General features: G+C 73.5%; 19 protein-coding genes. 13 read left to right on the top strand and 6 right to left on the bottom strand.

The genetic code is table 11. The annotated features are described in order from the left end of the window. Positions 1–99 precede the first annotated feature (99 nt). From J3473_RS04500 to J3473_RS04490, 3 genes are read left to right on the top strand one after another with little or no spacing between them, the layout of a single operon-like run. Positions 100–1,134, top strand: a complete 1,035-nt coding sequence (locus tag J3473_RS04500; protein WP_207022094.1) for an ABC transporter ATP-binding protein — start codon at positions 100–102, stop codon at positions 1,132–1,134. After that, positions 1,121–2,119, top strand: coding sequence for an ABC transporter ATP-binding protein (locus tag J3473_RS04495; protein WP_207022093.1), 999 nt, complete (start codon positions 1,121–1,123; stop codon positions 2,117–2,119). Before J3473_RS04500 ends, J3473_RS04495 begins: the two co-directional genes overlap by 14 nt. 15 nt (positions 2,120–2,134) lie before the next feature. Then, positions 2,135–3,169, top strand: coding sequence for a YncE family protein (locus tag J3473_RS04490; protein WP_207022092.1), 1,035 nt, complete (start codon positions 2,135–2,137; stop codon positions 3,167–3,169). Here J3473_RS04490 and J3473_RS04485 read toward each other — a convergent pair. The 3 genes from J3473_RS04485 to J3473_RS04475 all read right to left on the bottom strand — a co-directional run bounded on the left by J3473_RS04485 (position 3,159) and on the right by J3473_RS04475 (position 6,769). Then, positions 3,159–4,139 (bottom strand): GTP pyrophosphokinase family protein, encoded by a 981-nt coding sequence (locus J3473_RS04485; RefSeq protein ID WP_030526198.1) that lies wholly within the window; start codon positions 4,137–4,139, stop codon positions 3,159–3,161. The genes J3473_RS04490 and J3473_RS04485 overlap by 11 nt on opposite strands. A gap of 596 nt (positions 4,140–4,735) precedes the next feature. Further along, positions 4,736–6,106 (bottom strand): replicative DNA helicase, encoded by a 1,371-nt coding sequence (gene dnaB, locus J3473_RS04480; protein ID WP_030526197.1) that lies wholly within the window; start codon positions 6,104–6,106, stop codon positions 4,736–4,738. A gap of 387 nt (positions 6,107–6,493) precedes the next feature. Beyond that, the gene (locus J3473_RS04475; RefSeq protein ID WP_030526196.1) at positions 6,494–6,769 is read right to left on the bottom strand and encodes a DUF2277 domain-containing protein; all 276 of its coding nucleotides are present in this window, start codon (positions 6,767–6,769) and stop codon (positions 6,494–6,496) included. Positions 6,770–6,865: 96 nt separating this feature from the next. Here J3473_RS04475 and J3473_RS04470 point away from each other — a divergent pair, with 96 nt between their 5' ends. Continuing rightward, the gene (locus J3473_RS04470) at positions 6,866–8,092 is read left to right on the top strand and encodes an acetyl-CoA hydrolase/transferase family protein (protein WP_030526195.1); all 1,227 of its coding nucleotides are present in this window, start codon (positions 6,866–6,868) and stop codon (positions 8,090–8,092) included. A gap of 104 nt (positions 8,093–8,196) precedes the next feature. On the opposite strand, the gene J3473_RS04465 is transcribed toward J3473_RS04470, so the two are convergent. The 3 genes from J3473_RS04465 to J3473_RS04455 form a co-directional block, all read right to left on the bottom strand. Beyond that, positions 8,197–9,564: an MATE family efflux transporter gene (locus J3473_RS04465; RefSeq protein WP_207022091.1), complete on the bottom strand. Its 1,368-nt coding sequence runs from the start codon at positions 9,562–9,564 to the stop codon at positions 8,197–8,199. 103 nt (positions 9,565–9,667) lie between these two features. Further along, complete coding sequence (locus J3473_RS04460) at positions 9,668–12,994, bottom strand: S8 family serine peptidase (RefSeq protein WP_207022090.1); 3,327 nt, start codon at positions 12,992–12,994, stop codon at positions 9,668–9,670. A 170-nt stretch (positions 12,995–13,164) separates the two neighbouring features. Continuing rightward, positions 13,165–14,697, bottom strand: a complete 1,533-nt coding sequence (locus J3473_RS04455) for a gamma-glutamyltransferase (RefSeq protein ID WP_207022089.1) — start codon at positions 14,695–14,697, stop codon at positions 13,165–13,167. 73 nt (positions 14,698–14,770) lie between these two features. On the opposite strand from J3473_RS04455, the gene J3473_RS04450 reads away from it, so the two are divergent. The 9 genes from J3473_RS04450 (at position 14,771) to J3473_RS04410 (ending at position 24,870) form a co-directional block, all read left to right on the top strand. After that, the gene (locus tag J3473_RS04450) at positions 14,771–15,547 is read left to right on the top strand and encodes an S-methyl-5'-thioinosine phosphorylase (RefSeq protein ID WP_036828595.1); all 777 of its coding nucleotides are present in this window, start codon (positions 14,771–14,773) and stop codon (positions 15,545–15,547) included. After that, complete coding sequence (locus J3473_RS04445; RefSeq protein ID WP_207022088.1) at positions 15,544–16,884, top strand: amidohydrolase family protein; 1,341 nt, start codon at positions 15,544–15,546, stop codon at positions 16,882–16,884. Before J3473_RS04450 ends, J3473_RS04445 begins: the two co-directional genes overlap by 4 nt. Then, a complete protein-coding gene (locus tag J3473_RS04440) occupies positions 16,881–17,381 on the top strand; it encodes a cupin domain-containing protein (protein WP_242525684.1) in 501 nt (166 codons plus the stop codon). The genes J3473_RS04445 and J3473_RS04440 overlap by 4 nt, the downstream gene beginning before the upstream one ends. Beyond that, on the top strand, positions 17,378–18,130 hold the full coding sequence (locus J3473_RS04435) for an SDR family NAD(P)-dependent oxidoreductase (RefSeq protein WP_207022087.1): 753 nt from the start codon (positions 17,378–17,380) through the stop codon (positions 18,128–18,130). Before J3473_RS04440 ends, J3473_RS04435 begins: the two co-directional genes overlap by 4 nt. A gap of 112 nt (positions 18,131–18,242) precedes the next feature. Further along, on the top strand, positions 18,243–19,331 hold the full coding sequence (locus tag J3473_RS04430) for a BMP family ABC transporter substrate-binding protein (RefSeq protein WP_030526187.1): 1,089 nt from the start codon (positions 18,243–18,245) through the stop codon (positions 19,329–19,331). Positions 19,332–19,559: 228 nt separating this feature from the next. Next, positions 19,560–20,720, top strand: a complete 1,161-nt coding sequence (locus J3473_RS04425; protein ID WP_051749954.1) for an ABC transporter permease — start codon at positions 19,560–19,562, stop codon at positions 20,718–20,720. A gap of 2 nt (positions 20,721–20,722) precedes the next feature. After that, positions 20,723–21,760, top strand: a complete 1,038-nt coding sequence (locus J3473_RS04420; protein WP_207022086.1) for an ABC transporter permease — start codon at positions 20,723–20,725, stop codon at positions 21,758–21,760. After that, positions 21,760–23,409, top strand: a complete 1,650-nt coding sequence (locus J3473_RS04415; RefSeq protein ID WP_207022085.1) for an ABC transporter ATP-binding protein — start codon at positions 21,760–21,762, stop codon at positions 23,407–23,409. Before J3473_RS04420 ends, J3473_RS04415 begins: the two co-directional genes overlap by 1 nt. Before the next feature lie 306 nt (positions 23,410–23,715). After that, the gene (locus J3473_RS04410; protein WP_242525683.1) at positions 23,716–24,870 is read left to right on the top strand and encodes a ferredoxin reductase; all 1,155 of its coding nucleotides are present in this window, start codon (positions 23,716–23,718) and stop codon (positions 24,868–24,870) included. The last annotated feature ends 32 nt before the right edge of the window (positions 24,871–24,902 follow it).

Here is a 24,902-nt window from a genome sequence, read left to right as displayed (position 1 = left end):
ACCGCATGTAAGTCAATGGGTACGAGAAAAATCGGCTCAGACTCTTCCGGTCGTCCACGGGGTCCGGCATCATCGGGGTGCCACGTCCCGAGGAGGGCCATGACCACCGCACCGCTCGATGCCTCACCCCGTCACACCCCGTCGTCCGACGTCCCGGCCCTGCGCCTGCGTGGGCTGTCGGTGACCTTCCGGACCAGGCGCGGCCCCGTCCCGGCGGTCCGGGACCTCGACCTCGACGTCCGCCGGGGGCAGCTCCTCGCCCTCCTCGGCGAGTCCGGGTCGGGCAAGTCGGTCACCGCCCGGGCGGCCCTCGGCCTCCACGACCCCCGTCGGACCGAGGTCCGGGCGAGCGCCGTCGAGGTCGCCGGCCACGACGTGCTCGGCGCGACCCCGGAGGAGCTGCGCCGGCTCCGCGGGGCGACCGTCGGCCTGGTGTTCCAGGACGCGCTCTCCGCGCTCAACCCGGTCCTCACCGTCGGGCACCAGATCGGCGAGCTCTACCGCCAGCACCGCGGCGCGTCCCGGCGCGCTGCCCGCGCCCAGGCGGCCGAGATGCTCGCCCTCGTCGGCATCCCTGCCGCGCACCAGCGGGTGGACGACTACCCGCACCAGTTCTCCGGCGGCATGCGGCAGCGCCTCCTCATCGCGATGGCGATCGCCCTGGAGCCCGAGCTGCTCATCGCCGACGAGCCGACCACCGCGCTCGATGTCACGGTCCAGGCGCAGGTCCTCGAGCTCATCGACCGGCTCCGCGCCGAGCTGGACATGGGGGTCCTCCTCATCACGCACGACCTCGGCGTGGTGTGCGAGGTCGCCGACGAGGTGGCCGTCATGTACGCCGGTCGGATCGTCGAGCGCTCGTCGGCCGACGATCTCTTCGCCGGACCCGCCCACCCCTACGCGGAGGCCCTCATGCGCTCGGTCCCCCACGTCGACGCCCTGGGGCGCGATCTCGCGGTCATCCCGGGGACCCCTCCACGACCCGGCGCACTGCCGACCGGGTGTGCCTTCCACCCGCGGTGCGACTGGGCTGTGGCCGCCTGTCGGACGGAGCGGCCACCCCTGCTCGACGTGGCACCGGCCCGGTCGGCGGCCTGCCTGCGGTCCGAGGAGGTGCTCCGTGCCCACGTCTGAGCCCGTCCTCGTCTGCGACGACGTGAGCAAGACCTTCGTCACCGGCTCTCCGGGCTTCGGTCGGTCGAGAGTGAGCGCCGTGCACCGCGTCTCTCTGACCGTCGCCCCCGGGGAGTCGCTCGGCATCGTCGGAGAGTCCGGGTGCGGGAAGACGACCCTCGCCCGCATGCTCGTCGGCCTCGAGCGCCCGGACACGGGGAGCATCCGCCTCGGTGGGCGCGACGTGACCAGCGCGCGCGGGCGGGAGCGCCGGGCCCTGAGCCGGGAGGTGCAGATGGTCTTCCAGGACCCCTACACCTCGCTCAACCCGCGGATGACCGTCCTCGACCTCGTGTCCGAGCCGCTCGTCGTCCACGGGCTGCACCGGGTCGCGGACGAGCGGCGCGAGCGCGTCGCCGAGCTCCTGGGCTCCGTCGGCCTCTCGCCGGACATGATGTCGCGCTACCCGCACCAGTTCTCCGGTGGACAGCGGCAACGGATCGGGATCGCCCGCGCCATCGCGCTGGAGCCGTCGGTGCTCGTCTGCGACGAGCCGGTGTCGGCCCTGGACGTCTCGGTCCAGGCCCAGGTCGTCAACGTGCTCCGCGGGCTCCAGGAGCGCCTCGGGCTCGCCATCGTGTTCATCGCGCACGACCTCGGGGTCGTGCGCCACATGGCCGACCGGACCGCCGTCATGTACCTGGGGTCCGTGGTCGAGGACGCCGACTCCGCCACCCTGTTCGAGCGGCCGACGCACCCCTACACCCAGACGCTGCTCTCGGCCTCGCCGCGCATGGACCGGTCCCGGCGGGCCCTCGGTGAGCGGCGCGCACCACTGGGTGAGCCCCCGTCACCGACGAACCCGCCGCCGGGTTGCCGGTTCCACACGCGGTGCCCGCTGGCGACCGACGTCTGTCGGACGGAGCGCCCGCCTCTGCGTCCCCGCGAGTCCGGCGGCGCGGTCGCATGCCACCACGCCGAGGAGGCGGTCGGCGCCGTGGTGTGAGGCAGACTCGGGCCGGTGACCCCTCCTCGCCCCGTCGGCCGCCGTCTCGTCCTCGGCGCGGGTGTGGTGGGTGCCGTCTCCGCCCTCGTCGCGTGCTCCGGCCAGGACCCGGCGGCACCCCCCGCCGACCACCACGCGAGCGGCGGCCCCGGCGCCGAGCCGGCCGTGGCCCCGACGCCGAGCGTGGAGCCCGCCGGCCGGGTCCTCCCGGTCGGCTACTCGCCCGAGGGGATCGTCCTCGACCCCGCGAGCGGCCTGCTCGCCGTGGGCGTCCGTCGCCCGGACCGCCTCGTCCTCCTCGACCCCACGACGCTCGCCGTGCGTCGCACAGTGGACGTCCCCGGCACGGTGCGCCACCTCGGCCTCACCGCGGGCGGCGGGACGGTGCTCGTGGCCAACGAGGCCGCCGACGAGCTCGTCGAGGTCGACACCTCGACCGGGCGCACCCGCACGACCCCGGTCGGCCACGTGCCCCACGACGCGACGGGCGCGGAGGGCGGCGACGTCCTCGTCGGCGACGAGTTCAGCGGCTCGATGAGCGTCGTCCGGGACGGCCGGGTCGTCCACACCTTCGACGACCTGCGCCAGCCGGGCGGCGTCGTCGCCGACGGGCGCACGGCCCTGGCCGTCGACGTCGCCGACTGGTCGCTCACGAGCTACGACCTCGACCGGATGACCCGGGTCGCCCGGGTGCCGGCCGGCGCGGGGCCGACGCACGGCATCCTCGCCCGGCCGGGGCTGGTCGCCGTCGCCGACACCCGGGGCGACGCGCTGCTGCTGTTCTCGGTCGACCCGCTGCGACAGGTCGGGTCGCTGGCCCTCGCCGGCAGCCCCTACGGCCTCGCCGCCGACGCGGAGGGCGGCCTCGTGTGGGTGACCCTGACCGCGCTCAACGAGGTCGTGGGCGTCGACGTCTCGGGGTCGGCACCGCGCGAGGTCGTCCGGTACCCGACCGTCCAGCAGCCGAACACCGTGGCCGTCGCGCCGGGGTCGCGCACGCTGTGGGTCGCCAGCCGCACCGACGGCACGGTCCAGCGCGTCACCCGCTGAGGCGGGCGGCCCGCGCCGCGAGGGCGTCGTGCCGGTGGGCGTTGCCGTGGAGCGCGAGGTAGCGCTCCCCGAAGCGCGCGAGGAGGTCGTCGTCGAGCCGGCGGACGGCCCCGGGCGGGTAGCGGTAGTCCATGGCGGCGGTGACGGCGGCGCTGTCGATGTCGCGCAGGACCTCGCTCAGCTCGTCGAGGGAGGCGATGCCGAGCTCGAGGAGCAGGCCGGCGATCCACTCGTAGTGGTCGGTGCGCGACCACCCCGCGCTCGAGTACCGGCCGGCGAGGAAGGTCGCGAGCTCCTGGGCGCTGATCCGCGGGTCGAGCTCGTCGCCGGCGTCGACCCCGCTCGTGCCGAAGCCCGCCTGCAGCCGGTCGCGGATGGTCTGGAACTCGCGGTCCGCGAGCTCGAGGAGGCCGGCCGCGAGCGTGAAGCGGCGGTCGAGGTCGGGCACCTGCTCGGGCGGGACCGTCCCCTTGTAGCGGATGTCGTGCTCGAACTCGGCCCACGCGTGCTGCAGCACGGTCCGCAGCTGGACGGACGCGCACCGCAGCGGCTCGTAGCCGGCGCCGGGCTCGGTCGAGCGCGTCACGAGGAGGTGGCGGCTCGCGTAGCCGAAGCGGCCGGCGGCGGCGGTCTCGACCCCGAGGTCGCGGTCGTCGAGGACGGTGAAGTGCTCGGCGAGCAGGTCGGCGACGGCGTCGATGTCGCGCTGCACGTAGGTGATGACGCGGACGCCGACCTGGTCGGTCACGGCGACGAGCGGGTCGGCCGCGCCGTCGGCGGCGAGCACCCCGCGGGCCTTGGCGGCGAAGGAGGCCACCGACTTCGTGCGTCCGGTGACGCTCAGGTAGTTGATGCCCGCCTCGTCGATCGTCGCGGCGACGTCGGCGACGAACTGCTCGGTCGCGGGGACGAGCCGCGGGCGGGAGGCCGTGTACCCGGCCACGGCCCGGTCGACGTGGCGCAGGGACATGCGGCCCACTGTCCCACGCCGGCCCGCTTCCCCGACCGCACGACGCCCCCGACCGTCATCCACCCCACTGATTGCGAGTTCCGCCGCCGACACACCGCACCACCGGCGCGTCGACCGGCCGAACTCGCAAGAAGTCACGACCCGGGGACTGATTGCCCATCCGCCACCTCACCACCCCCGCAAACCCGCCCCACAGGTGGCGGATGGGCAAGAAGTCGCGCGACCAGAAGACTCAGACGCGAACCCACCCCACTGATTGCGAGTTCCGCCGCCGACACACCGCACCACCGGCGCGTCGACCGGCCGAACTCGCAAGAAGTCGCGACCCGGGGACTGATTGCCCATCCGCCACCTCACCACCCCCGGAAACCGGCCCCACAGGTGGCGGATGGGCAAGAAGTCGCGCGACCAGAAGACTCAGACGCGAACCTCCGCACTCATTGCGAGTTCCGCCGCCGACACACCGCAGCACCGGCGCGTCGACCGGGCGAACTCGCAAGAAGTCGCGACCCGGGGACTGATTGCCCATCCGCCACCTCACCACCCCCGCAAACCGGCCCCACAGGTGGCGGATGGGCAAGAAGTCGCGGAGGGGGTCAGAAGCCGCCGTCGCGCGCCATGTTGTTGAAGCGCGAGTAGTGCCCCTGGAAGGCCAGGACGATGTCGGCGGTCGGCCCGTTGCGGTGCTTGGCGACGATGACGTCGGCCTCGCCCTCGCGCTCGGGGTCCGAGCGGTCGCGGTGCAGGAGGATGACGACGTCGGCGTCCTGCTCGATCGAGCCCGACTCACGCAGGTCCGACATCTGCGGGCGCTTGTCGGTGCGCTGCTCGGGGCCACGGTTGAGCTGCGAGACCGCGATGACCGGCACCTCGAGCTCCTTGGCGAGCAGCTTGAGCGCACGCGAGAACTCGGCGACCTCCTGCTGGCGCGACTCGACCTTCTTGCCGCTCGTCATCAGCTGGAGGTAGTCGATGACGATGAGCTTGAGGTTGTGCTGCTGCTTGAGCCGGCGTGCCTTGGCCCGGATCTCCATGAGCGACATGTTCGGGCTGTCGTCGATGAACAGCGGCGCGTCCGAGATCTTGCCCATGATCCGGGCGAGCTTGGTCCACTGCTCCTGGTTCTTCAGGCCGCGGCGCAGGTCCTGGAGCTGGATGGTCGCCTCGGCCGAGAGGATGCGCATCGTGATCTCGGTGCGGCTCATCTCGAGGGAGAAGACGGCCGCGGCCATCCCGTGCTTGATGGCGGCCGCCCGGACGATGTCGATGCCGAGCGTCGACTTGCCGACCGCCGGTCGCGCGGCGACGACGATCATCTGGCCGGGGTGCAGGCCGTGGGTCAGCTCGTCGAGCTCGATGAACCCGGTCGGGACGCCGATGAGGTCGTCGGTGCGACCGGAGGCGGCCTCGATCTCCTCCATCGTCTCGTTGAGCAGCTCGCCGAGCGCGTGGTAGTCCTCGCCGCCGCGCTTCTCGGCGACCGAGTAGACCTCGGCCTGGGCGCGGTTGACGATGTCGTCGATGTCGCCCTCGCCCTGCGCGTACCCCATCTGGACGATGCGCGTCCCGGCCTCGACGAGGCGGCGCAGCACGGCCCGCTCGTGGACGATCTCGGCGTAGTAGCCGGCGTTGGCGGCGGTCGGCACCGACTGGATCAGCTGGTGGAGGTACGCCTGCCCGCCGACGCGGGTCAGGTCGCCGCGCTTGGAGAGCTCGTCGGCGACGGTGATGGCGTCGGCCGGCTCGCCGCGGCCGAAGAGGTCGAGGACGGCGTCGAAGATCGCCTCGTGGGCCGGCCGGTAGAAGTCGTGGGCCTTGACCTCCTCGAGGCAGTCGGCGATGGCGTCCTTGTCGAGGAGCATCGAGCCGAGGACCGACTGCTCGGCGTGGAGGTCCTGCGGCGGGACCCGCTCGTCCGGGCGGTCGCTGGGAACGGAGAAGGCCTCGCTCAGCTCCGCGATGCTCACCCGTGCGCCCCTTCCTGGACCGGTCCGTGCGACCCCGAGCGGACCGCCTGCGCGACGTCCGTCGGCCTGGTGCTCACCCCACCAGAAGGCACCGACACCGGGACGTCCGAGTCACCGTAGGACCTGCGGGCGGCGACCTCCAACCCCGGCGCCGAACGGCTGTGGACAGAGTGTGGACAAGGTGGGGAAAACGCCGGGCGGAGTTGTGCACCGTCGGTGGAGAACCCTGTGGACGACGCCCCGACGGACCGCACCGCACGGCCCTGACCTGCGACGTCTCCGTCCACCCCCTGTGCGCGACAGAAAGTTTCGGGCGTGTCACGGTCCACAGGCGACGGGAGGCATCTGCATCACGTCATGGCCCGCCCGACCTGCCGGACACCGGTGTCAGCCGGTGCGGCCGTAGCGCTCCGCCGCGCGGGCGCGGGCCTTGGCCGCCTCCACCTCGCGGTCCTTGGGCGGGGCCTGCGTGACGAGCGCGTCGAGCAGGTGCGCGGTGGCGTGCGCGACCTCGTCGACGGCCCGGGCGAAGGCTTCCTCGTTGGCCTGCGACGGCCGCGTCGACCCGCTCACCTTGCGCACGTACTGGAGCGCGGCGGCCCGCACCTCCTCGCTCGTCGCGGGCGGCTCGAAGTTGTGGAGCTGGCGGATGTTGCGGCACATGGCGTCCACGCTAGGCCCGCCACCGCGTGGCCGGAAGGGGTCAGGACAGCCTCACCTGCCGTGTGCGCGCGCCCCGGACGGGCCATGATGGGTGCCGTGCGGACAGTCACGCTCGACCAGCTCGGCCGCCACCTCGCCGCCCTCCCGGGGGTCCCCCGCGTCGTCGTCTCCGGCAACGTGGCCGTGCCCTGGGAGGCCGTCCGGGTCCTCGACGAGGGACGCCAGGAGTACGTCCTCCACGCCCTCAACGCGCCACCGGGGATCCCGGACCGGCCCGGGGTCACCGCCGAGACCTGCTTCGTCGGCGGCGGGATGCGCCGGCACTCGAACCTCTCGTACGTCCCGAGCCGGCTCTCGCTCGTCCCCGTGCTCTACGGCGGCCCGCTCGCCCCCGACGTCGTCGTCGTCCACTGCGCACCGCCGCGCGACGGGATGCTCTCGCTCGGCATCGAGGTCAACGTCCTCCCGGCGGCCATCGACGCCTGCCGCGCCCGTTCCGGCCTCGTCGTCGCGGTCGTCAACGACCGGATGCCCTACACCGGCGGCGACGCCCTGCTCCCGGTCGAGGCGGTCGACCTCGCCGTCGAGGTCTCGGCGCCCCTGCCGACGCACCAGCCGCTCGTCCCCGACGACGACAGCCGGCTCATCGGCGAGCGCATCGCGGCGCGCGTCCCCGACGGCGCGACCATCCAGGCGGGCATCGGCGGCATCCCGGACGCGACGATCGCGGCCCTGACCGGCCGGCGCGACCTGCGCGTGTGGACCGAGATGTTCTCCGACGGCGTCGTCGCCCTCGACCGGGCCGGCGCGCTCGACCGCGACCACCCGCTGACGACGTCGTTCCTGTTCGGCTCCCAGGACCTCTACGACTGGGTCGACGGCAACCCGCGGGTGCGGATGACCAGGACCGAGACGACGAACGACCCCGGCCTCATCGCCCACCAGCGCCGGATGACCTCGGTCAACTCCGCGCTCGAGGTCGACCTCTTCGGCCAGGCCAACGCCTCGCGCATCGACGCGCGCATCCACTCGGGCTTCGGCGGCCAGACCGACTTCGTCGTCGGGGCGCTGCACTCGCCGGGCGGGCAGTCCTTCATCGCGCTGCGCTCGTGGCACCCGAAGGCGAACTGCTCCACCGTCGTCCCGCTCCTCGACGAGCCCGTGACGAGCGTGCAGCAGACCGCGATCGTCACCGAGCAGGGCGCCGCGGAGCTCTTCGGGTACGACCAGCGCGGCCAGTGCCGGCACATCATCCGCGACGCCGCCCACCCCGACGTCCGTGACGAGCTGTGGGAGGAGGCGCGCGCGCTCGGCCTCGCCTGAGCGCCCCCGCACCCCCTCCTCCGCCCCGTCCCGTCCGCCAACGCGTGTGGAACCGCCGGGCGTCCCCGGCGGGTTCACACGCGTTCGCGGAAGAGGGGGCCCGGTCAGCGGGGCGCGCCGGTCACCATCCACCGGTCGGTGCGCACCCGCAGCCAGAGCAGGGTGCCGCGCACCGCCATGAACGCCGTGAAGGCCAGCCAGAGCCAGATGAGGGCGTGCTCCTGCCCGAGGACGCTGCCCCCCTCGAGGAGCCAGTCCGCGGCCGCCCGCACGCCGAGGGCGACCGGGACGTAGGCCACGAGCGTCGCGACCATCGCCACCGCGAGCCAGCGCCCGTCGCCCGCACCGATGAGGACGCCGTCCACGACGAACACGAACCCCGACAGCGGCTGCTGGAGCGCAACGACGGTCAGGCCCGCCGCGACGGCCGCCTGCACGGCCGGGTCCGGCGTGAACCACGCCCCCACCCACGGGCGGACCGCGAGGACCAGCACCCCGAGCACGACACCGCCGAGCACGCCCCAACGCACCATGAGCCGCGTCGCCGCCCGCGTCCGCGCCACGTCGCCCGCACCGAGCGTGCGCCCGGTGATGGCCTGCGCCGCGATGGCGAGGGCGTCGAGGGCGAAGACGAGGAACGACCAGAGCGTCGCGGTGACCTGGTAGGCCGCGAGCGGCACGTCCCCGAAGCCGGCGCCGACCCACGTCGTGAGGAGCAGCACCGCGCGCAGCGCCAGCGTGCGGACGAGCAGGGGCACGCCGCCGCGCGCTGCCGCGAGCACGCGGCCGGGATGGGCCCGCAGCGGCAGGCGGGCGCGCCGGGCCTCGCGGACGAGCACCGACCCGAGCGCGAGGGCCATCCCCCACTGCGCGAGCACGGTCCCCCACGCTGACCCGGCGATGCCCCAGCCGAGCCCGTGGACGAACCAGAGGTTGAGCAGCGCGTTGGCCCCGAACCCACCGACCGCGACGACGAGCGGGGTGCGGGTGTCCTGCAGGCCCCGCAGCACCCCGGTCGTCGCGAGGACGACGAGCATCGCGGGGAGCCCGACCGCCGAGACCGCGAGGTAGGTGGTGGCCTCGTCGACGACGGCCGCGGAGGCCCCGAAGGCGCCCGAGAGGTCCCGGGCGAGGAGGGCGACGAGCAGGGCGGTCGGGACGCCGAGCCCGACCGCGAGCCAGGTGCCGTCGAGCCCCGCCGACACCGCACCCTCGCGCGAGCCCGCCCCGAGCCGGCGCGCGACGACGCTCGTCGTGCCGTAGGCGAGGAAGACGAAGACGTTGGCGGCGGTCAGCAGCACGGCGCTCGCGACCCCGAGGCCGGCGAGCGGCTCGACGCCCAGCCGCCCGACGATGGCCGAGTCGACGAGGAGGAAGAGCGGCTCGGCGACGAGGGCGAGGAAGGCCGGCAGGGCCAGGCGCAGGACCTCGCGGTGCTGCGACGGGGAGGTGTCCTCGGGCGGCGCGCTCACCCCGGCACTCTCGCACGGGACCGGCCGCGGCCGGTGGCACGCCCACGGCGCGCGGAAGGGCCCCGCGGGACGTACCCGCGGGGCCCTCCGTGCGACGCGTGCGTCAGCTCTGCGCCGGAGCCGAGACGAGCACCGAGCCCGTCCCGAGGACCGCACCCTCCGTGGAGAGCAGGTTCATCTCCCCGAACAGCTGACGACCGTTCTCGGCCGCGGCGTCGGGCGAGATGGCCCCGTTGACCGTGACCGAGGCCCCACCCGCGAGGGTGACCGAGCCCGACGGCACGTCGAGCGTGCCGAGGGCCGGGCTGAAGAACACGTCACGGTAGTCGTACTCCGTCGTGCCCGCCGGGACCGAGTAGCCGTCGATGACGACGGTGTAGGTGCCGGGCGCCGGGTTGGCGATCGAGACCGCCTCCTCCGAGTCGCCGTCGGCCGACTGCGCCACCTGGTTGCCGTCGGCGTCGTAGACCGTGAGGTCCAGGTCGGCGCTGAGGTCCGAGGTGTTGCCGATCGCCGCGTCGAGGCGGGTCGCGCCCTCCGGCACGACGACCTCGTACGTGGCCTGGTCGCCGTCGGCGATGGTCGCGCGCTCGGCGTGGGCCGAGCCGAGCGAGCCGCCGCGCGGGTTGACCGTCACGGTGCCGAAGTCGTTCTTCACCGTCCAGGAGACCGGGGTCGACTCACCGACGGGGGCGTCGACGGTCTGGGTCTCCGGGTCGACCGTGAGGCCCTGGACGGCCGCGGTCAGCACGAACGGGTTGTCGAGGAACGGCGAGGTGCGCCGCGACTCGACGAGCAGCTCCCACACGCCCGGGATCGGGTTGGCGTAGGCCCGGGACTGCGGCTTGCAGGTGGCCGGGTCGCTGTAGTTCGTGTAGCAGAACGGCGTCGACGTGGTGTCGACCGGGACGCCGTACGGGTTGAACGCGATCCAGCGGACCTGGCTCTTCGTGGCGATGCCCGACAGGTTCACCTGGAGCGCCTTGGCGCCCTCGGGGACCGTGACGAAGACCCGCTTGAAGAGGTTGCGCTCGACCGTGCCGCGGGTGACCGTCGAGTACGACGGCTTCGTGACGTCGGTCGAGGCGACGACCGCGAGCATCACGCGGTGGTCGACCAGCCGGGTCGTCGGGTCGTCGATCTCGAGGATCGCCGAGTGCAGCCCACGGGTCTTGACCTTCGTGGTCACCGGGATGGAGACCTCGCCGCCGCGACCGATGCGCACCGAGGACGGCGCCGAGAAGGTCCCGTCGTTGCCGATGATGCGGACCGTGTGCTTGACCCGCTGCGAGGTGCCCGTCGTCCGCGCGACCTCGACGGTGTACCGCTTGGTCTGGCCCACCTTGAGGCCACCCTGGCCGGCGGGGCAGTCGACGTAGAGGCCGGTGCCCTGGTTCGGGGTCGTGAGGAAGCCCGAGAGGGCGGTGCAGACCGGGGCCGTGGTGGTGTACTCGCCGCGGACGTTCGACCGCTTCTTGAGCAGGTTCCACGCACCGGGGACGTCGGTCTGGCCGGTGCCCTGGCCGACCGCCTCGAGCTTCTTCTGGTAGTCGGCGCTGGTGTACATCGACTCACGCAGCTGCTTCGGGGTGATCGGCGTCTGGGTCTGGAAGCCGGCCGAGAGCAGGAGCGCGGCGGAGCCGGCGGCCTGCGGGGAGGCCATCGACGTGCCGTTGAACATCGCGTAGCCGATCGGCAGCGTGTAGCCGGCCTCGGCGAGGTCGGGCTGCTTGAGCCACTGGGGCACGGTCGAGATGGCCGAGCCCGGCGCCATGATGTTCGGCTTGAAGCCGCCGTCCTCGCGCGGGCCGCGCGAGGAGTAGTTGTGCAGCGCGAGCTTGCTCGACACCTGCGAGCCGTAGTTGGCCAGCCAGGTCTCCTTCGAGACCGAGGAGGCGACGCTCACGACGTCGGTCGCGACCGACGGGTCACCGACGGTGTTGATGCCGGCGCCGGAGTTGCCGGCCGAGATGAACAGCTGGACGCCGAAGACGTCGATGAGCCGGTTGTACAGCTCCGCCCGGGCGTTCGCGCCGTCGTTGAGGGCCGGGAGGCCACCGATCGACATGTTGACGACGTCGACGCCGCGGTTGGCGACGAGGTCGACCATGCCGTCGGTCAGCGCCGCGTTGGTGCAGCCGCCGCCCCAGGTGCAGGCGCGCGAGGAGACGATCTTGGCGCCGGGCGCCTGGCCGTCCATCCTGCCGCCGAACAGGCTGTGCCCGGCCGCGATGCCCGCGACGTGCGAGCCGTGCGCGTCCTCGACGATGCCGATGTTGACGAAGTCCGCGGTCGTCCCGACGTAGGGCCCGCCGTAGGGGCTCATGTCGACGTCCTCGCGGTACTCGACGACGAACGGCATGCTCTCGACGATGTCGGTCGACGGGTCGTCGACGCCGAAGTGGCCGATGTCGTACTTCTCGTTGTACGGCCGCATGAGCTCGTCGGCGGAGAAGACGTTGTCGAGGTTGCTGTCGACCCAGATGTCGTGGGTCGTCGCGTCGTAGAGGATGCCGAACCGGTCGGTGGTGTCTCCGTCGCGGTTGACGTCGCCGCCGGGCTCGCTCGCCGCGGTGATCGACTCGGAGAAGCGGCTGAAGTAGAAGGAACCGCTCTTGGGCGCCCGATAGGTGCCGACACCCGTGAGGGTGAACGACGGGGTGGCCTCCACCTGCGTCAGCATCGGTCGCCAGGTGGCGTCACCGTCGAAGATCGGGTCGGTGGCCGTCACCCAGTCGACGATCTTGCGCTCGCCGGTGGAGGTCGTGGCCAGGGCCGGGTGGTCGAGGTCGACACCCGAGTCGAGGACACCGATGGTCACGCCGCGGCCGTCCCACTTCGGGTTGGCCTTCTTGAAGTCCACGGACCCGGTCTCGCGGGTCGGCATGTACGGGTTGGCGTTCGGCGTGGACTTCCCCGGGCCCGCGAGGGTGCGCACGGCGCCGGCCTTGCCCTCGGCCCCCGGCGTGGGGAGCTTGACCGACTCGTCGAGGTCGACGGCGCGGACCTTCGCGAGCGCCGCGACACCCGGGACGGCCTTCGTGGGGACGCTGGCCCGCACGTAGCCGACCTTGTCGTTGGTCATGCCGACGAAGCCGCCCTGGGCGCGGATGGACGCGGCGACCTGCTTCGTCGTGCCCTTGTCGACGGCCATGATGAGGGTGACCCGCTTGGTGCCGGCCGCCTCCGCCTTCTCGAGCAGCTGCACGTCGTGCTGGCCGAGCTTCTTCTCGGTCGTGGTGGCCGAGGGGGTCTCCTTGACCTCGGTCTTCTGGAGAGTGGCCTGGGGGGCCTTCTCGCGCAGGAGACCCGGGTCAGCGGGCCCCTTCGCGACGGCGCCCGAGGCTCCGAACGACCCCGTGGTGAGGGCTGCGGCGGCCAGGCCGGCGAGCGCGACGCGCCCCGACCTGTGGGAGAGGGGATGTCTCATCGGTGTCCTGTCTTCCCCGCGACGCACCTGCCTGCGTCTGAACAACGGTGGCGACAGGCAACCACGGATCCGGCGCTGTGGGAATAGGGCAGAGGGCAACCCACGCGATTCTTTGCCAACTGCTGACCCGCAGGTCACGAGCGGGTCGGCCGACGGCCCCGTTCGCCGGCTCAGCCGTGACCGAGGACGGCCACCGCGGCCTCGCGCCGCGGGTCGCCGGCCGCGCTGAGGGCGCCGTCGGCGTGCCGGTACGCGGCCCCGACCCCGCCGAAGTACATCGAGAGGGCGCCGTGGTCGGTGGCCGCCAGGCCGGCCCGGTGCACCGCGGCGGTGATGGCCGGGTCGGACTCGTGCTCGACGACGGGCCGGCCGCCGGCGTCGAACCGGACGTGCAGCCGCGGCGCCTCGATGGCGGTCGTCAGGTCCGCACCGTGGAGGCACCCCTGGCCAAGCACCTGCATGAGGGCGGTCGTGATGCGGTCGGCCCCGGGGGACCCGACGGCGATGACGCGGCCGTCGGCGGTGCGACCGGTCGTCGGTGCCATGTTCGACGCGAGCCGCGTGCCGGGCGCCAGCGCGTGGAGGCCGAGCCGGTTGAGCTCCGGCTCCCCGAGCGCGTTGTTGAGGAGCATCCCCGTGCCCGGCACCGTGATGCCGGCGCCGTAGCCCGCCGACACCGTGACGGCGCAGGCGAGCCCGTCGGCGTCGACGGCCGAGACGTGCGCGGTGGAGGCCGAGGTCGGCAGGCCGGCGAGGCCGTGGCGGTCGACCGAGGACAGGAGCGCGTGCCCCGCGGCGTCGAGGTCGGGCGAGACGTCGTGGACCTCGAGCCGGTAGCGCAGCACGGCGAGCTGGACGGCCAGCACGTCGTCCCAGTCGTAGGAGCCGCGCCGCGCGAGCTCGCCGAGCATCACGGCGAGCATCGGACCGCCCACCGACGGAGGCGGGTTCGCGGCGAGGTCCCAGTCGCCGACGGTGCGGCGCACCGGGTCGCGCTCGAGGACGCGGTAGGCGGCGACGTCGTCGGCGGTCACGAGCCCACCGTGCGCGGCCATGTCGGCGACCATCGCCCGACCCACCTCGCCCGTCGTGAGGACGGAGGCGCCGTCGCGCCCGACGAGGTCGAGGACGTCGGCGAGCAGCGGGTTCGTCGTGACGTCGCCGGCGCGCAGCGGCGAGCCGTCGTCGCGGGTGACGACCCGGTGCGCCTCGGGGTCGGCGCCGAAGAGGCTGCCCGCGACGAAGCCGAGGTAGCGGGCGGCCGCGCCCCCCATCGGGTACCCGTCGCGGCAGGCGGCGGCCGCCGGGGCCACGACGTCGGACCATCCCGCCAACCCGAAGCGGGTCACGACGTCCTCGCACGCCGACGCGGCGCCCGGGGTCGCCACCGACCCGTGGCCGGCGAACATCGTCACGCCGCCCCCGTACTCGGTGTGGACCTCGCGCACGCCCTGCCCGAACGCCTCGCGGGACAGGCCGCGGCCCGGCATCTCGACCGTGCCGTCGACGAGGACGGGCTCGCCGGCGGGGCCCCAGACCGACACGAAGGCACCGCCCCCGAGCGAGACGATGCCCGGCTCGGTGGCCATCGCGGCGAGCGCCGCGGCGACGGCGACGTCGACGGCGTTGCCCCCGGCGTCGGCGAGGGCCCGGCCCGCCGCGAGCGACACCGGACCGGTCGCCGCCAGCGCCACCTCACCCATGGAGCGGCATCCTGCCACCGCCCGGACCGCTCGCGTGGCCGCCGTCCGTGACCGGGCGGTAGCGTTCGGGAGCATGAGCCGCCCGCCCCTCGCCGTCGTCGCCGGGACCGGCTTCTACGACCTCGAGGCCCTCGAGGACCGCACCGAGGAGACCGTCGACACCCGGTGGGGCCCGGCGCGGGTCACCCGCGGCCGCTGGCACGGGCTGCCGGTCGTCTTCCTCACCCGGCACGGCCCGGGCCACTCGGTGCCGCCGCACCTCGTCAACTACCGCGCGAACATCCGCGCGCTCGCCGACCTCGGCGTCGAGGACGTCGTGGCCGTCAACGTCACCGGCTCGATCGACCCCGACCTCGCCCCCGGCGACCTCGTCTGCCTCGACGACTTCCTCGACCTCACGAAGCAGCGGCCGCTCACCTTCTTCGACGGTTCGGGCCCCGAGGGCGTCGTCCACGTCGACGTCTCGGCGCCCTACCACCCGGCGCTGCGCCGCGAGCTGCTCGACGCCGCCGCGGCGGTCGGCCGGCCGATGCGCGACGGCGGGGTCTACGCCGCCTTCGAGGGGCCGCGCTTCGAGACCGCCGCCGAGATCCGGCTGGCCCGCCTCGCCGGCGGCGACGTCGCCGGGATGACCGGCGTCCCCGAGGTCACCCTCGCCCGCGAGGCCGGCCTGCGCTACGCGGCGGTCTCGCTCGTCGTCAACCCCGCGACCGGGGTCGGCGACGCCGACGAGCCGATCACCATGGCCGAGATCGACGCGGTGCTGGCCCGCAGCCGCGACGCGGTGCTCGCCGTCCTCGACGAGCTCGTCCACACCCGGGCCACGTTCAGCGAGGAGGACGCCGGATGAGCCGGCTGGTCATCGACGGCGCCGCGTACGTCGTCACGGTCGACGACACCGACACCGTCCTGCGGGACACGACCGTCGTCGTCGAGGACGGCACGGTCACCGAGGTCCGGCCGGCGGCCGACGGCCCGGTCGACGGCGACGAGGTCCTCCAGGCCCGCGGCCGGCTGCTGATGCCGGGCCTGGTCAACCTCCACACCCACCTGCCGATGACGCTGCTGCGCGGGCTCGCCGAGGACGTCGACCTCCAGGGCTTCCTCACCCGCGTGTGGGCGGCCGAGGGCGCGGTGATGGACCCACCGACCGTCGAGCTCGGCGCGACGCTCGGGGCGCTGGAGTCGCTGCTCGGCGGCTGCACCACGCAGCTCGACATGTACTTCCACCACGAGGCCGCCCACCGGGGCGCCGTCGCGGCGGGCAGCCGGCACGTCATCGGCCCGGTCTTCATGGACGGCCCCGGCCCCGACGGCCTCGCCTGGGAGGAGCGCCTCGCCCTGATGCGCGCCTGGCCGGCGGCGATGGCGGCGCTCGGCGGCCCGGCGGTGCCCGTGTCGGCCATGCCGCACGCGACGTACACCTGCTCCCCCGAGAACCTCGCCGAGGTGCTCGCCACGCTGCGCGAGGTGCGCGACGGCGGGCCCGCCCTGCTGACGACCCACGTCTCGGAGAACGCCGCCGAGAACGACGACGTCGCGGCCCGCTACGGCGCGACCCCCACCGAGGTCCTCGCCGGGGCCGGCTGGCTCGACGGCGACCTCCCGCTCGTCGTCGGCCACGGCGTGCACCTCTCGGCGAGCGACCGCGAGCGCCTGGCCGCCGCGGGCGCCGCCGTCGCGCACTGCGCCGGCTCCAACCAGAAGCTCGCGAGCGGCGCCCTGCCGTGGGAGGCGGTGCGCGAGAGCGGGGTCCGCCTCGGCATCGGCACCGACGGCTGCTCGAGCTCGAACGACCTCGACATGTGGCAGGCGATGCGCCAGGCCGCGCTCCTGGCCCGCCTGACGAGCGGCCGTCCCGACGTCGCGAGCGCCCACGCCGTGCTGCGCGCGGCGACGATGGACGGGGCCCGGGCGCTCGGCCTCGGCGACGTCGTCGGGTCGGTCGAGGTCGGCAAGCGGGCCGACCTCGTCCTCCTCGACCTCGAGAAGCCGCACCTCACGCCGGTGCACGACGTGCACGCGCTCCTCGTCTTCGCGGCCGGTCGCGCCGACGTCACCGACGTCCTCGTCGACGGCGAGGTCGTCGTGCGCGACGGGCGCAGCACCCGCGTCGACACTCCTGCCCTCCTCGCGCGCGCCCGCGAGGTCGGGGCCAGCGCCCGGGCGGCCGCGGAGGCCTCGTGAGCGCGGCGGCAGGCGTCCTCCAGGTCGACCCACCGGACGAGAGCGCCGAGGAGGTCATCGACCGGCTGGGCATGGTCCCGATCCCGGAGGAGGGCGCCTGGTACGTCGCCGGGCCCCGGACCCAGGGCCTCAACGCGATCACCGTGCTGCTGACCAACCGGCCCGACGGGTTCTCGGCGATGCACCGGCTCACGATCGACGAGGGCTGGCAGTGGCTCGGTGGCGCGCCGGCCGCGCTGCTGCGGCTGCGGCCCGGTGGATCCGGCGTCCTCAACTACGTCGGGGGGGAGCACTCTCAGGTCCTCGTCCGCAGGAACACGTGGATGGGCGCGACGACCCTCGGCTGGTGGACGCTCCTGTCCTGCTGGTGCGCCCCGGCCTTCCGTCCCGAGCACTTCGAGCTCGGCCGCCGCGACGACCTCGTCGCGCAGTACCCGCAGTTCGGCGAGGAGATCCGCACCCTGACCCGCGAGCAGCCGGTCGGGCGGATGCGGTGACCGCACTCGTCACCGGCGCGAGCGGCGGGCTCGGCGCGGCCGTGGCCCGGGCCCTCGCGAGCGCCGGGCACGACGTCGCCGTCCACTACCGCGGCGACGAGGCGGGGGCACGCGCCGTCGTCGCCGGCGTCGAGGGGCTGGGCCGGCGGGCGCTGGGCCTCCACGCCGACCTCGACCTCGAGGCCCCCGCCGACCTCGACGCCGCCTGCGCCGACCTGCTCGGGCGCTGCACCGACGCGCTCGGCGCCCCCGACGTCGTCGTGCTCAACGCCTTCCCCCAGCACCACCTCGCGTGGGACGACCTCGACGCCGCCGCGTGGGACGGCTACCACCGGGCCGGCCTGCGCCCGACCGCCGTGCTCCTGCGCCAGGCCGCGGCCGGGATGGGCGCCGGCGGCGTGGTCGTCGTCGTCGGCTCGATCGAGGGGCTGCGGGCGATGCCGACCCACGCCCCCTACGCCGTCGCGAAGGCCGCGCTGCACCACCTCGTCGGGGCGGCGGCGCACGAGGCCGGGCCGCGCGGCGTGCGCGTCGTCGGGGTCGCGCCGGGCCTGGTCGACCGTGACGGGCTCGCCGAGGCGTGGCCCGAGGGCGTCGCGCGGTGGCGGGCGGCCTCGGCGCTCGGGCGGCCCGTCGACCCCGACGAGGTCGCCGCGACCGTCGCCTTCCTCGCCTCACCGGGCGCGTCCGGCATCACGGGCACCACCGTCACCGTCGACGCCGGGTGGTCCGCCGCGCCCGGGTGGTGAGGGACGGGGACCTCTGGTAACGACCCCGCAACGAAGCCCGGCGGCGTGCGGCGAGAGGCGTTTCTGGCCGTAGCATCTGCTCGTCTGTACAGCCCTCTCGAGGAGATCCTCCATGAAGTCTTCGCGTTACCTCGTCGCGGTCCCCGCGGCGCTCGCCCTGGCCCTCGCGGGCTGTGGCGGCAGCACCGGCACCTCCGGGTCCGGCAGCTCGGCCTCCGGCTCGGCCGCGGCCGGCGCCCCGACCGACGACTCGAACTGCGCGAGCGCCGACGTGTTCTGCATCGGCCTGGTCACCGACACCGGCAAGGTCGACGACAAGTCGTTCAACCAGTCGGCGCACGAGGGCGCGAAGGCCGCTCAGGCCGAGACCAACGGCTTCTACAAGTACATCGAGACGCAGGACGCCAAGGACTACGCGGCCAACATGGCCCAGTTCACCAACAAGAAGTACGACGTCGTCGTCACGGTCGGCTTCCTCATGACCGACGCCACGGTCGCCGCGGCCAAGGCCTCCCCCGACACCAAGTTCATCGGTGTCGACCAGGGCTACCCCGAGGGCACGACCGAGAAGAACCTCACCGGTCTGATCTTCCCCGAGGACCAGGCCGGCTACGGCGCGGGCTACCTCGCGGGCCTGATGACCAAGACCAACAAGCTCGGCCAGGTCCTCGGCCTCGAGATCCCGCCGGTCCAGAAGTACGCCAAGGGCTTCGAGGCGGGCGCCAAGGCCGCCAACCCGTCGGTCTCGGTCACCACCGTCTACCACCCCGCCGGCGACAACGCGTTCAACGACCCGGTGTGGGGCGGCGGCGAGGCGCGCAAGATGCTCGCGCAGAACGCGGACATCATCTTCGGCGCCGGCGGCAACACCGGCAACGGCGCGCTCCAGGAGGTCGCGAAGGCCTCCGGTGCGGGCACCGACAAGTTCTGCATCGGTGTCGACACCGACCAGTGGGACACCGTCCCCGCCGCGCAGCCGTGCCTCATCACCTCGGCCGAGAAGCTCATCTCGAAGGGTGTCACCGACACCATCAAGACGGCCAAGGACGGCGAGTTCTCCGGCATCCAGACCCTCGGCCAGGCGGGCCTGTCGTCGTTCCACGACTTCGACGCCACGATCCCCGAGGACGTCAAGACCAAGGTCGCCGACATCGTCAAGCAGATGGAGGCCGGCACGCTGAAGACCGGCGTCACCCTCTGACCGACGCGGTCACCGGTCAGCGCCGCTGACCACCCGCCCGAGGGGGCGGGCATCCCGACCGGATGCCCGCCCCCTCGGCACGTCGGTCGCCGTCGGCGCCGCCCCGCCCTCGGCCGCCCCGCCCTCGGCAGAACCTGCCCAGAGCACGCCCGCGCGTCGGGCACCCCCGCACTTCCGCCCACCGGGCCCTCGGGCCACACTGTGGGCACCCCGAGTCATTGGAGACCCATGTCCGACACCCGCACGGCGGAGAAGACTCCGCCGCCGCCCGCCGAGGATCCGCAGCAGCGCGACCGGGGCGGGGCTCTCGCGTTCCTCGTCAGCCACCAGAGCGGCGTCGTCATCGTCGTCGCCCTCCTCATCTCGCTCCTCGTGGGCGCGGCGCTCATCCGCTACCAGGGCGTGGACCCCTGGTACGCGTACACGACGCTGTTCAAGGAGGCCTTCCAGAACGACGCGTACACGCGCACGCTCCAGAAGACGGCGCCGCTCGTCCTCACGGGGCTCGCGGTCGTCCTGCCGCTGCGGGTCGGGCTGTTCAACATCGGCGGCCAGGGACAGTTCGCCACCGGCGCCATCGCGGGCGCGTGGGTCGCCTACGCCGCGGGCGGGGCGGGCTGGCTCGGCGCGCTCCTCGGCATGCTCGCCGGGCTCGTGGCGGGCGCGCTCGTCGGGGTCCTCGTCGGCGTCCTCAAGGCCTGGCGCGGGGTGCACGAGGTCATCTCGACGATCATGCTCAACTACATCGTCGCGGGCGTCACCTTCTGGCTCGTCGTCGGCCCGCTGCAGGCGGAGTCCTCGAAGACCAGCGGCATCCCGCAGACCGAGGCGATCCCCGAGTCCAGCCAGATCGGCGCCGTCGGCGGCGTCCCGGTCGGGTTCCTCGTCGCCGTCGTCCTCGCCGTCGCGTGCTGGTGGATGCTCACGCGCACCACCCTGGGCTTCAAGCTCAACACCGTCGGCGCGAACAAGAGCGCGGCCGGCTACGCGGGCATCTCGATCCCGGCCATCACCGTCCTCTCGCTCGCGCTCGGCGCCGGCCTCGCCGGGCTCGGCGGCGCCCTCGAGGCCGAGGGCACGCTCTTCCGGTTCGAGCCGGCCATCGTCGGCACGCTCGGCTTCGACGGCATCACCATCGCGCTGCTCGCCCGGGCCAACCCGCTCGCGACGATCCCGGCCGCGTTCCTCGTCGGCATCCTGCGCACCGGCGCCGCCGGCCTGCAGTTCGCGACCCAGACGCCCGACCTCCCGAGCGGCATCACGCCCGAGATCGTCGACGTCCTCCTCGCCGTCATCCTCCTCATGGTGTCGATCCCCGTCCTCGGCAAGTGGCTCTTCCGCAGCCGCGCCGCCAAGGTGAGCGTCGCCTCGACGAGCTGGGGGAGCTGAGCATGGCCTGGGTGCAGAAGAACCGCACGACGCTGGCCATCGCGGCCGCCGTCCTCGTCGCCTCGTACGTCTTCTACTACGCGAAGAACGACATCGCGCCGTCGATGTTCGGCGCCGCGTGGGGCTACGCGATCCCGCTCGTCCTCGCCGCGCTCGTCGGCGTCATCGGCGAGCGCTCCGGCGTCGTCAACATCGGCATCGAGGGGCAGATGCTCCTCGCCGCGTTCGCCGGCTTCTTCGGGGCCGCCTACAGCGGCTCGATGATCGTCGGCGTCCTCGCCGGCATCGGCACCGGCCTCATCGCCGGCGGGTTCCTCGCGTGGACGACCGTCCGCTGGCGGATGGACCAGATCATCGCCGGTGTCGTCCTCAACATCATCGCCACCGGCATCACGTCCTTCTACCTCAAGTCGGGCCAGACCCTGCCGGGCGTCATCCCCAACGTCGACGTCCCGGTGCTCGGCAGCATCCCGCTCATCGGCGAGACGTTCTTCAGCGGCCGCAGCGCCATCGCGCTCGTCGCCATCGCCGCCGCGGTGCTCGTGCACCTCTCGCTGTTCCACACCCGCTGGGGCCTGCGCACCCGCGCGGTCGGCGAGTACCCGTCGGCCGCCGACACCGCCGGCATCAACGTCGAGCGGCTGCGGATCATCAACGTGACGCTCGCCGGCTCGCTCGCCGGCCTCGCCGGGGTCTACCTGTCGATGGACGCCTCGAGCTCGTTCGAGCGCGGCATCACCGCCGGGCGCGGCTTCCTCGCCCTCGCGATCATGATCATGGGCGCGTGGCGGCCGCTGCGGGCCTTCGTCATGGCCCTGTTCTTCGGCTTCGTCAACGCGATCGCCAGCCAGCTCCAGCAGTCCGGGCTCGGCCAGGGCGAGGGCACCGGGTTCTTCCACGGCATCGTCGGCGCGATCACCGCGCCGCAGATCCTCGGCACCCTCCCCTACGTCGCGACGCTCGTCGTCCTGGCGCTGGCCGCGGGCCGGGTCCGCGGGCCGGCGGCGGCCGGCCAGCCCTACGTCAAGAAGGACCAGTGATGAGCGACCCCACGCCCACCGAGGGCACCCCGCGACCGGTCGGGCACGACACCTCGCGCGAGCACCTGGCTGCCCACGTCACGAACGAGGCGATCCTCGACCTGCCGCCGGAGCAGTCCGGCTTCGGCGAGGGCAACGTCGGCGAGGTGCTGCTCGACATCGACGGGCTCTCGAAGTCCTTCGGGTCGGTCCGCGCGAACCGCGACATCAGCCTGAGCGTCCGGCGCGGCGAGATCGTCGCGCTGCTCGGCGAGAACGGCGCCGGCAAGTCGACCCTCGTCAACCAGATCTTCGGCCTCATCACGCCCGACACCGGCACGGTCGCGGTCAAGGGCGACACGACGCCGATCAAGGACCCGAAGGACGCCATCGCGCGCGGCATCGGGATGGTGCACCAGCACTTCCAGCTCGTGCCCGTCATGACGGTCGCCGAGAACATGGTCCTCGGCCACGAGACCACGCGCGGCGGCGGCGTGCTCGACCTCGAGGCGGCGCGGCGGATGGTCCGCGACCTCTCGCAGCGCCACGGCCTCGCCGTCGACCCCGACGCCGCGGTCGAGGACCTGCCGGTCGGCACCCAGCAGCGCGTCGAGATCCTCAAGGCGCTCTCGCGCAAGGTCGACCTGCTCATCCTCGACGAGCCGACCGCGGTGCTCACGCCGCAGGAGACCGACGAGCTGCTCGGCGTCATGAAGGAGCTCGCCGACTCCGGCACCTCCATCGTCTTCATCACGCACAAGCTGCGCGAGGTGCTGGCCGTCGCCGACCGCGTCTACGTCCTGCGCCAGGGCCAGGTCGTCGGCGAGGTCGCGACCAAGGACACCGACGCCCGCGGGCTCGCGACGATGATGGTCGGCCGCGAGGTCGTCCTGTCCATCGACAAGGCGGCGGCCACGCCCGGCGAGACGGTGCTCGAGGTCGAGGACCTCCACGTCCGCGACGACCGCGGGCTCGGGGCGGTCAACGGCTTCAGCCTGACCGTGCGCGCCGGTGAGATCGTCGGCGTCGCCGGTGTCGAGGGCAACGGCCAGCGCGAGCTCGTCGAGGCCCTCGCCGGGATGCGCAAGGTCGACTCCGGCCGGATGGCGCTGGGCTCGCTCGACCTCACGAAGGCGAACCCGCACCAGACCCACCACGCCGGTATCGGCCACGTCCCGGAGGACCGCGAGAAGCACGGCATCGTCGGGTCGTACTCCATCGCCGACAACCTCGTCCTCAACGAGTTCGACCAGGCGCCGTACGCGAAGGGCGGCGTGCGCCAGTTCGACGCCGTCCGCGAGAACGCCGAGCGGCTGCGCGAGGAGTTCGACATCCGCTCCAGCGGCGTCGGGCAGAGCGCGGGGTCGCTCTCGGGCGGCAACAAGCAGAAGGTCGTCGTCGCGCGCGAGATGTCCTTCGAGCCCAAGCTGCTCATGGCGGCCCAGCCCACGCGTGGCGTCGACGTCGGGTCGATCGAGTTCATCCACCGGCGGATCGTCGAGGCCCGGGACGCGGGCGCCGCGGTCCTCCTCGTCTCGGCCGAGCTCGACGAGATCCTCTCGCTCTCGGACCGGATCGCCGTCGTCCACGGCGGCGCGGTCGTCGCCGAGATGGACGCGAAGGACGCGGACCGGACGGAGATCGGCCGCCTCATGGCCGGCGACCACTGACCTGCGGCACTGCGTCAGGCACCACGACGACAGACACCACGACGACCCCCGTCGGCCCCGGCCGGCGGGGGTCGCGCACATCCGGTCGAGGTGAAACCCGACCACGACAGGGTCCTCAATCACCTCGACCCGATGTCGCGCCGTCCATCCCGACTTCTTGCGAGTTCCGCCGCTCGACGCGCCGCTGACGGGCGGGTCGAGCGGCGGAACTCGCAATCAGTGCAGGTGGGGGTCGTGGCTGATCGCTTCCTGAGAAGCGACCCTACGATGCCGTAACTTACGGATGCGTAGGTTACGCTGGCGTACGTGAGCACCACCACCGACCGAGCGACCCCCCGCGGGGCCATGCGGCCGCGCCTCGGGGCGCACACCGACGGACCCCTGGGTGGCCTCGCCCGCGGCGCCCGCCGGGTCGCCGAGGCCCTCGCCACCCCGCTCGTCCCCGCCGACTACCTCGACCTCCTCGACCCGATGCGGGCCGGCGCCGACCTGCGCGGGCGCATCGTCGAGGTCCGTCCCGAGACCGACGACGCCGCGACGGTCGTCATCCGCCCGGGCCGCGGCTGGCGCGGGCACGTGCCCGGCCAGTACATCCGGATCGGCGTCGACATCGACGGCGTCCGCCACTGGCGCGCCTACAGCCTGACCCACCGCGCCGACGGCACCGCCGCGGCCGGCATCCCCGCCGGGTGCGTCGCCATCACGACCAAGGCGATCCCGGAGGGCAAGGTCAGCACCCACCTCGTGCGCCATGCCACCCCGGGCACCCTCGTGATGCTCGACCAGGCGACCGGTGACTTCACCCTCCCGACGCCGGCGCCGGCCAAGGTCCTCTTCCTCACCGCCGGCAGCGGCATCACGCCGGTCATGGGGATGCTGCGCAACCACCTCGGCGAGCTCGCCGACGTCGCGCACGTCCACTGCGCCCCCTCCGAGCGCGACGTGATCTTCCACCGCGAGCTCGCCGGGCACCACGCCGACGGTCGGCTCGCCCTCAGCCTCAACCTCGACGAGGTCCACGGCGTCCTCGACCTCGCCCGCCTCGACACCCTCGTCCCGGACTGGCGCGAGCGCGAGACCTGGCTGTGCGGCCCGACCGCGCTGCTCGACGCCGCCGAGAAGCACTGGGCGGACGCCGGGGTCCCCGAGCGCCTCCACGTCGAGCGCTTCCGCCCGAGCGTCGTCGAGCCCGGCGAGGGCGGCACCGTCACCTTCGCCCGCAGCAGCCGCATCGTCGAGGCCGACGGCGCCACGGCCATCCTCGACGCCGGCGAGGACGCCGGCGTCCTCATGCCGAGCGGCTGCCGGATGGGCATCTGCTTCGGCTGCGTCGTGCCGATGCGCTCCGGCGCGATCCGTGACCTGCGCACCGGCGAGGTCACCGTCCACGAGTCCGACGAGCCGCTGCCGGTCCAGACGTGCGTCAACGCCGTCGCCGGCTCCTGCGAGCTCGACCTCTGACCACCCGACCGCCCTCCCGACCCCTCCACGGA

Origin of the sequence: Phycicoccus sp. DTK01 (genome assembly GCF_017312765.1) — a bacterium.
Classification (GTDB): Bacteria; Actinomycetota; Actinomycetes; order Actinomycetales; family Dermatophilaceae; genus Phycicoccus; species Phycicoccus jejuensis.
Note: the sequence above shows the minus strand (reverse complement) of the source record. Positions and strands in the feature narration are given on the sequence as shown.

What these genes read in the sequence shown, in the direction of transcription:
- J3473_RS04420 (WP_207022086.1), top strand. Translation starts at nt 20,723, where the DNA reads ATGGCCTGGGTGCAGAAGAACCGCACGACGCTGGCCATCGCGGCCGCC.
- J3473_RS04430 (WP_030526187.1), top strand. Translation starts at nt 18,243, where the DNA reads ATGAAGTCTTCGCGTTACCTCGTCGCGGTCCCCGCGGCGCTCGCCCTG.
- J3473_RS04450 (WP_036828595.1), top strand. Translation starts at nt 14,771, where the DNA reads ATGAGCCGCCCGCCCCTCGCCGTCGTCGCCGGGACCGGCTTCTACGAC.
- J3473_RS04425 (WP_051749954.1), top strand. Translation starts at nt 19,560, where the DNA reads ATGTCCGACACCCGCACGGCGGAGAAGACTCCGCCGCCGCCCGCCGAG.
- J3473_RS04500 (WP_207022094.1), top strand. Translation starts at nt 100, where the DNA reads ATGACCACCGCACCGCTCGATGCCTCACCCCGTCACACCCCGTCGTCC.
- J3473_RS04455 (WP_207022089.1), bottom strand. Translation starts at nt 14,697, where the DNA reads ATGGGTGAGGTGGCGCTGGCGGCGACCGGTCCGGTGTCGCTCGCGGCG.
- J3473_RS04460 (WP_207022090.1), bottom strand. Translation starts at nt 12,994, where the DNA reads ATGAGACATCCCCTCTCCCACAGGTCGGGGCGCGTCGCGCTCGCCGGC.
- J3473_RS04485 (WP_030526198.1), bottom strand. Translation starts at nt 4,139, where the DNA reads ATGTCCCTGCGCCACGTCGACCGGGCCGTGGCCGGGTACACGGCCTCC.
- J3473_RS04475 (WP_030526196.1), bottom strand. Translation starts at nt 6,769, where the DNA reads ATGTGCCGCAACATCCGCCAGCTCCACAACTTCGAGCCGCCCGCGACG.
- J3473_RS04415 (WP_207022085.1), top strand. Translation starts at nt 21,760, where the DNA reads ATGAGCGACCCCACGCCCACCGAGGGCACCCCGCGACCGGTCGGGCAC.
- J3473_RS04445 (WP_207022088.1), top strand. Translation starts at nt 15,544, where the DNA reads ATGAGCCGGCTGGTCATCGACGGCGCCGCGTACGTCGTCACGGTCGAC.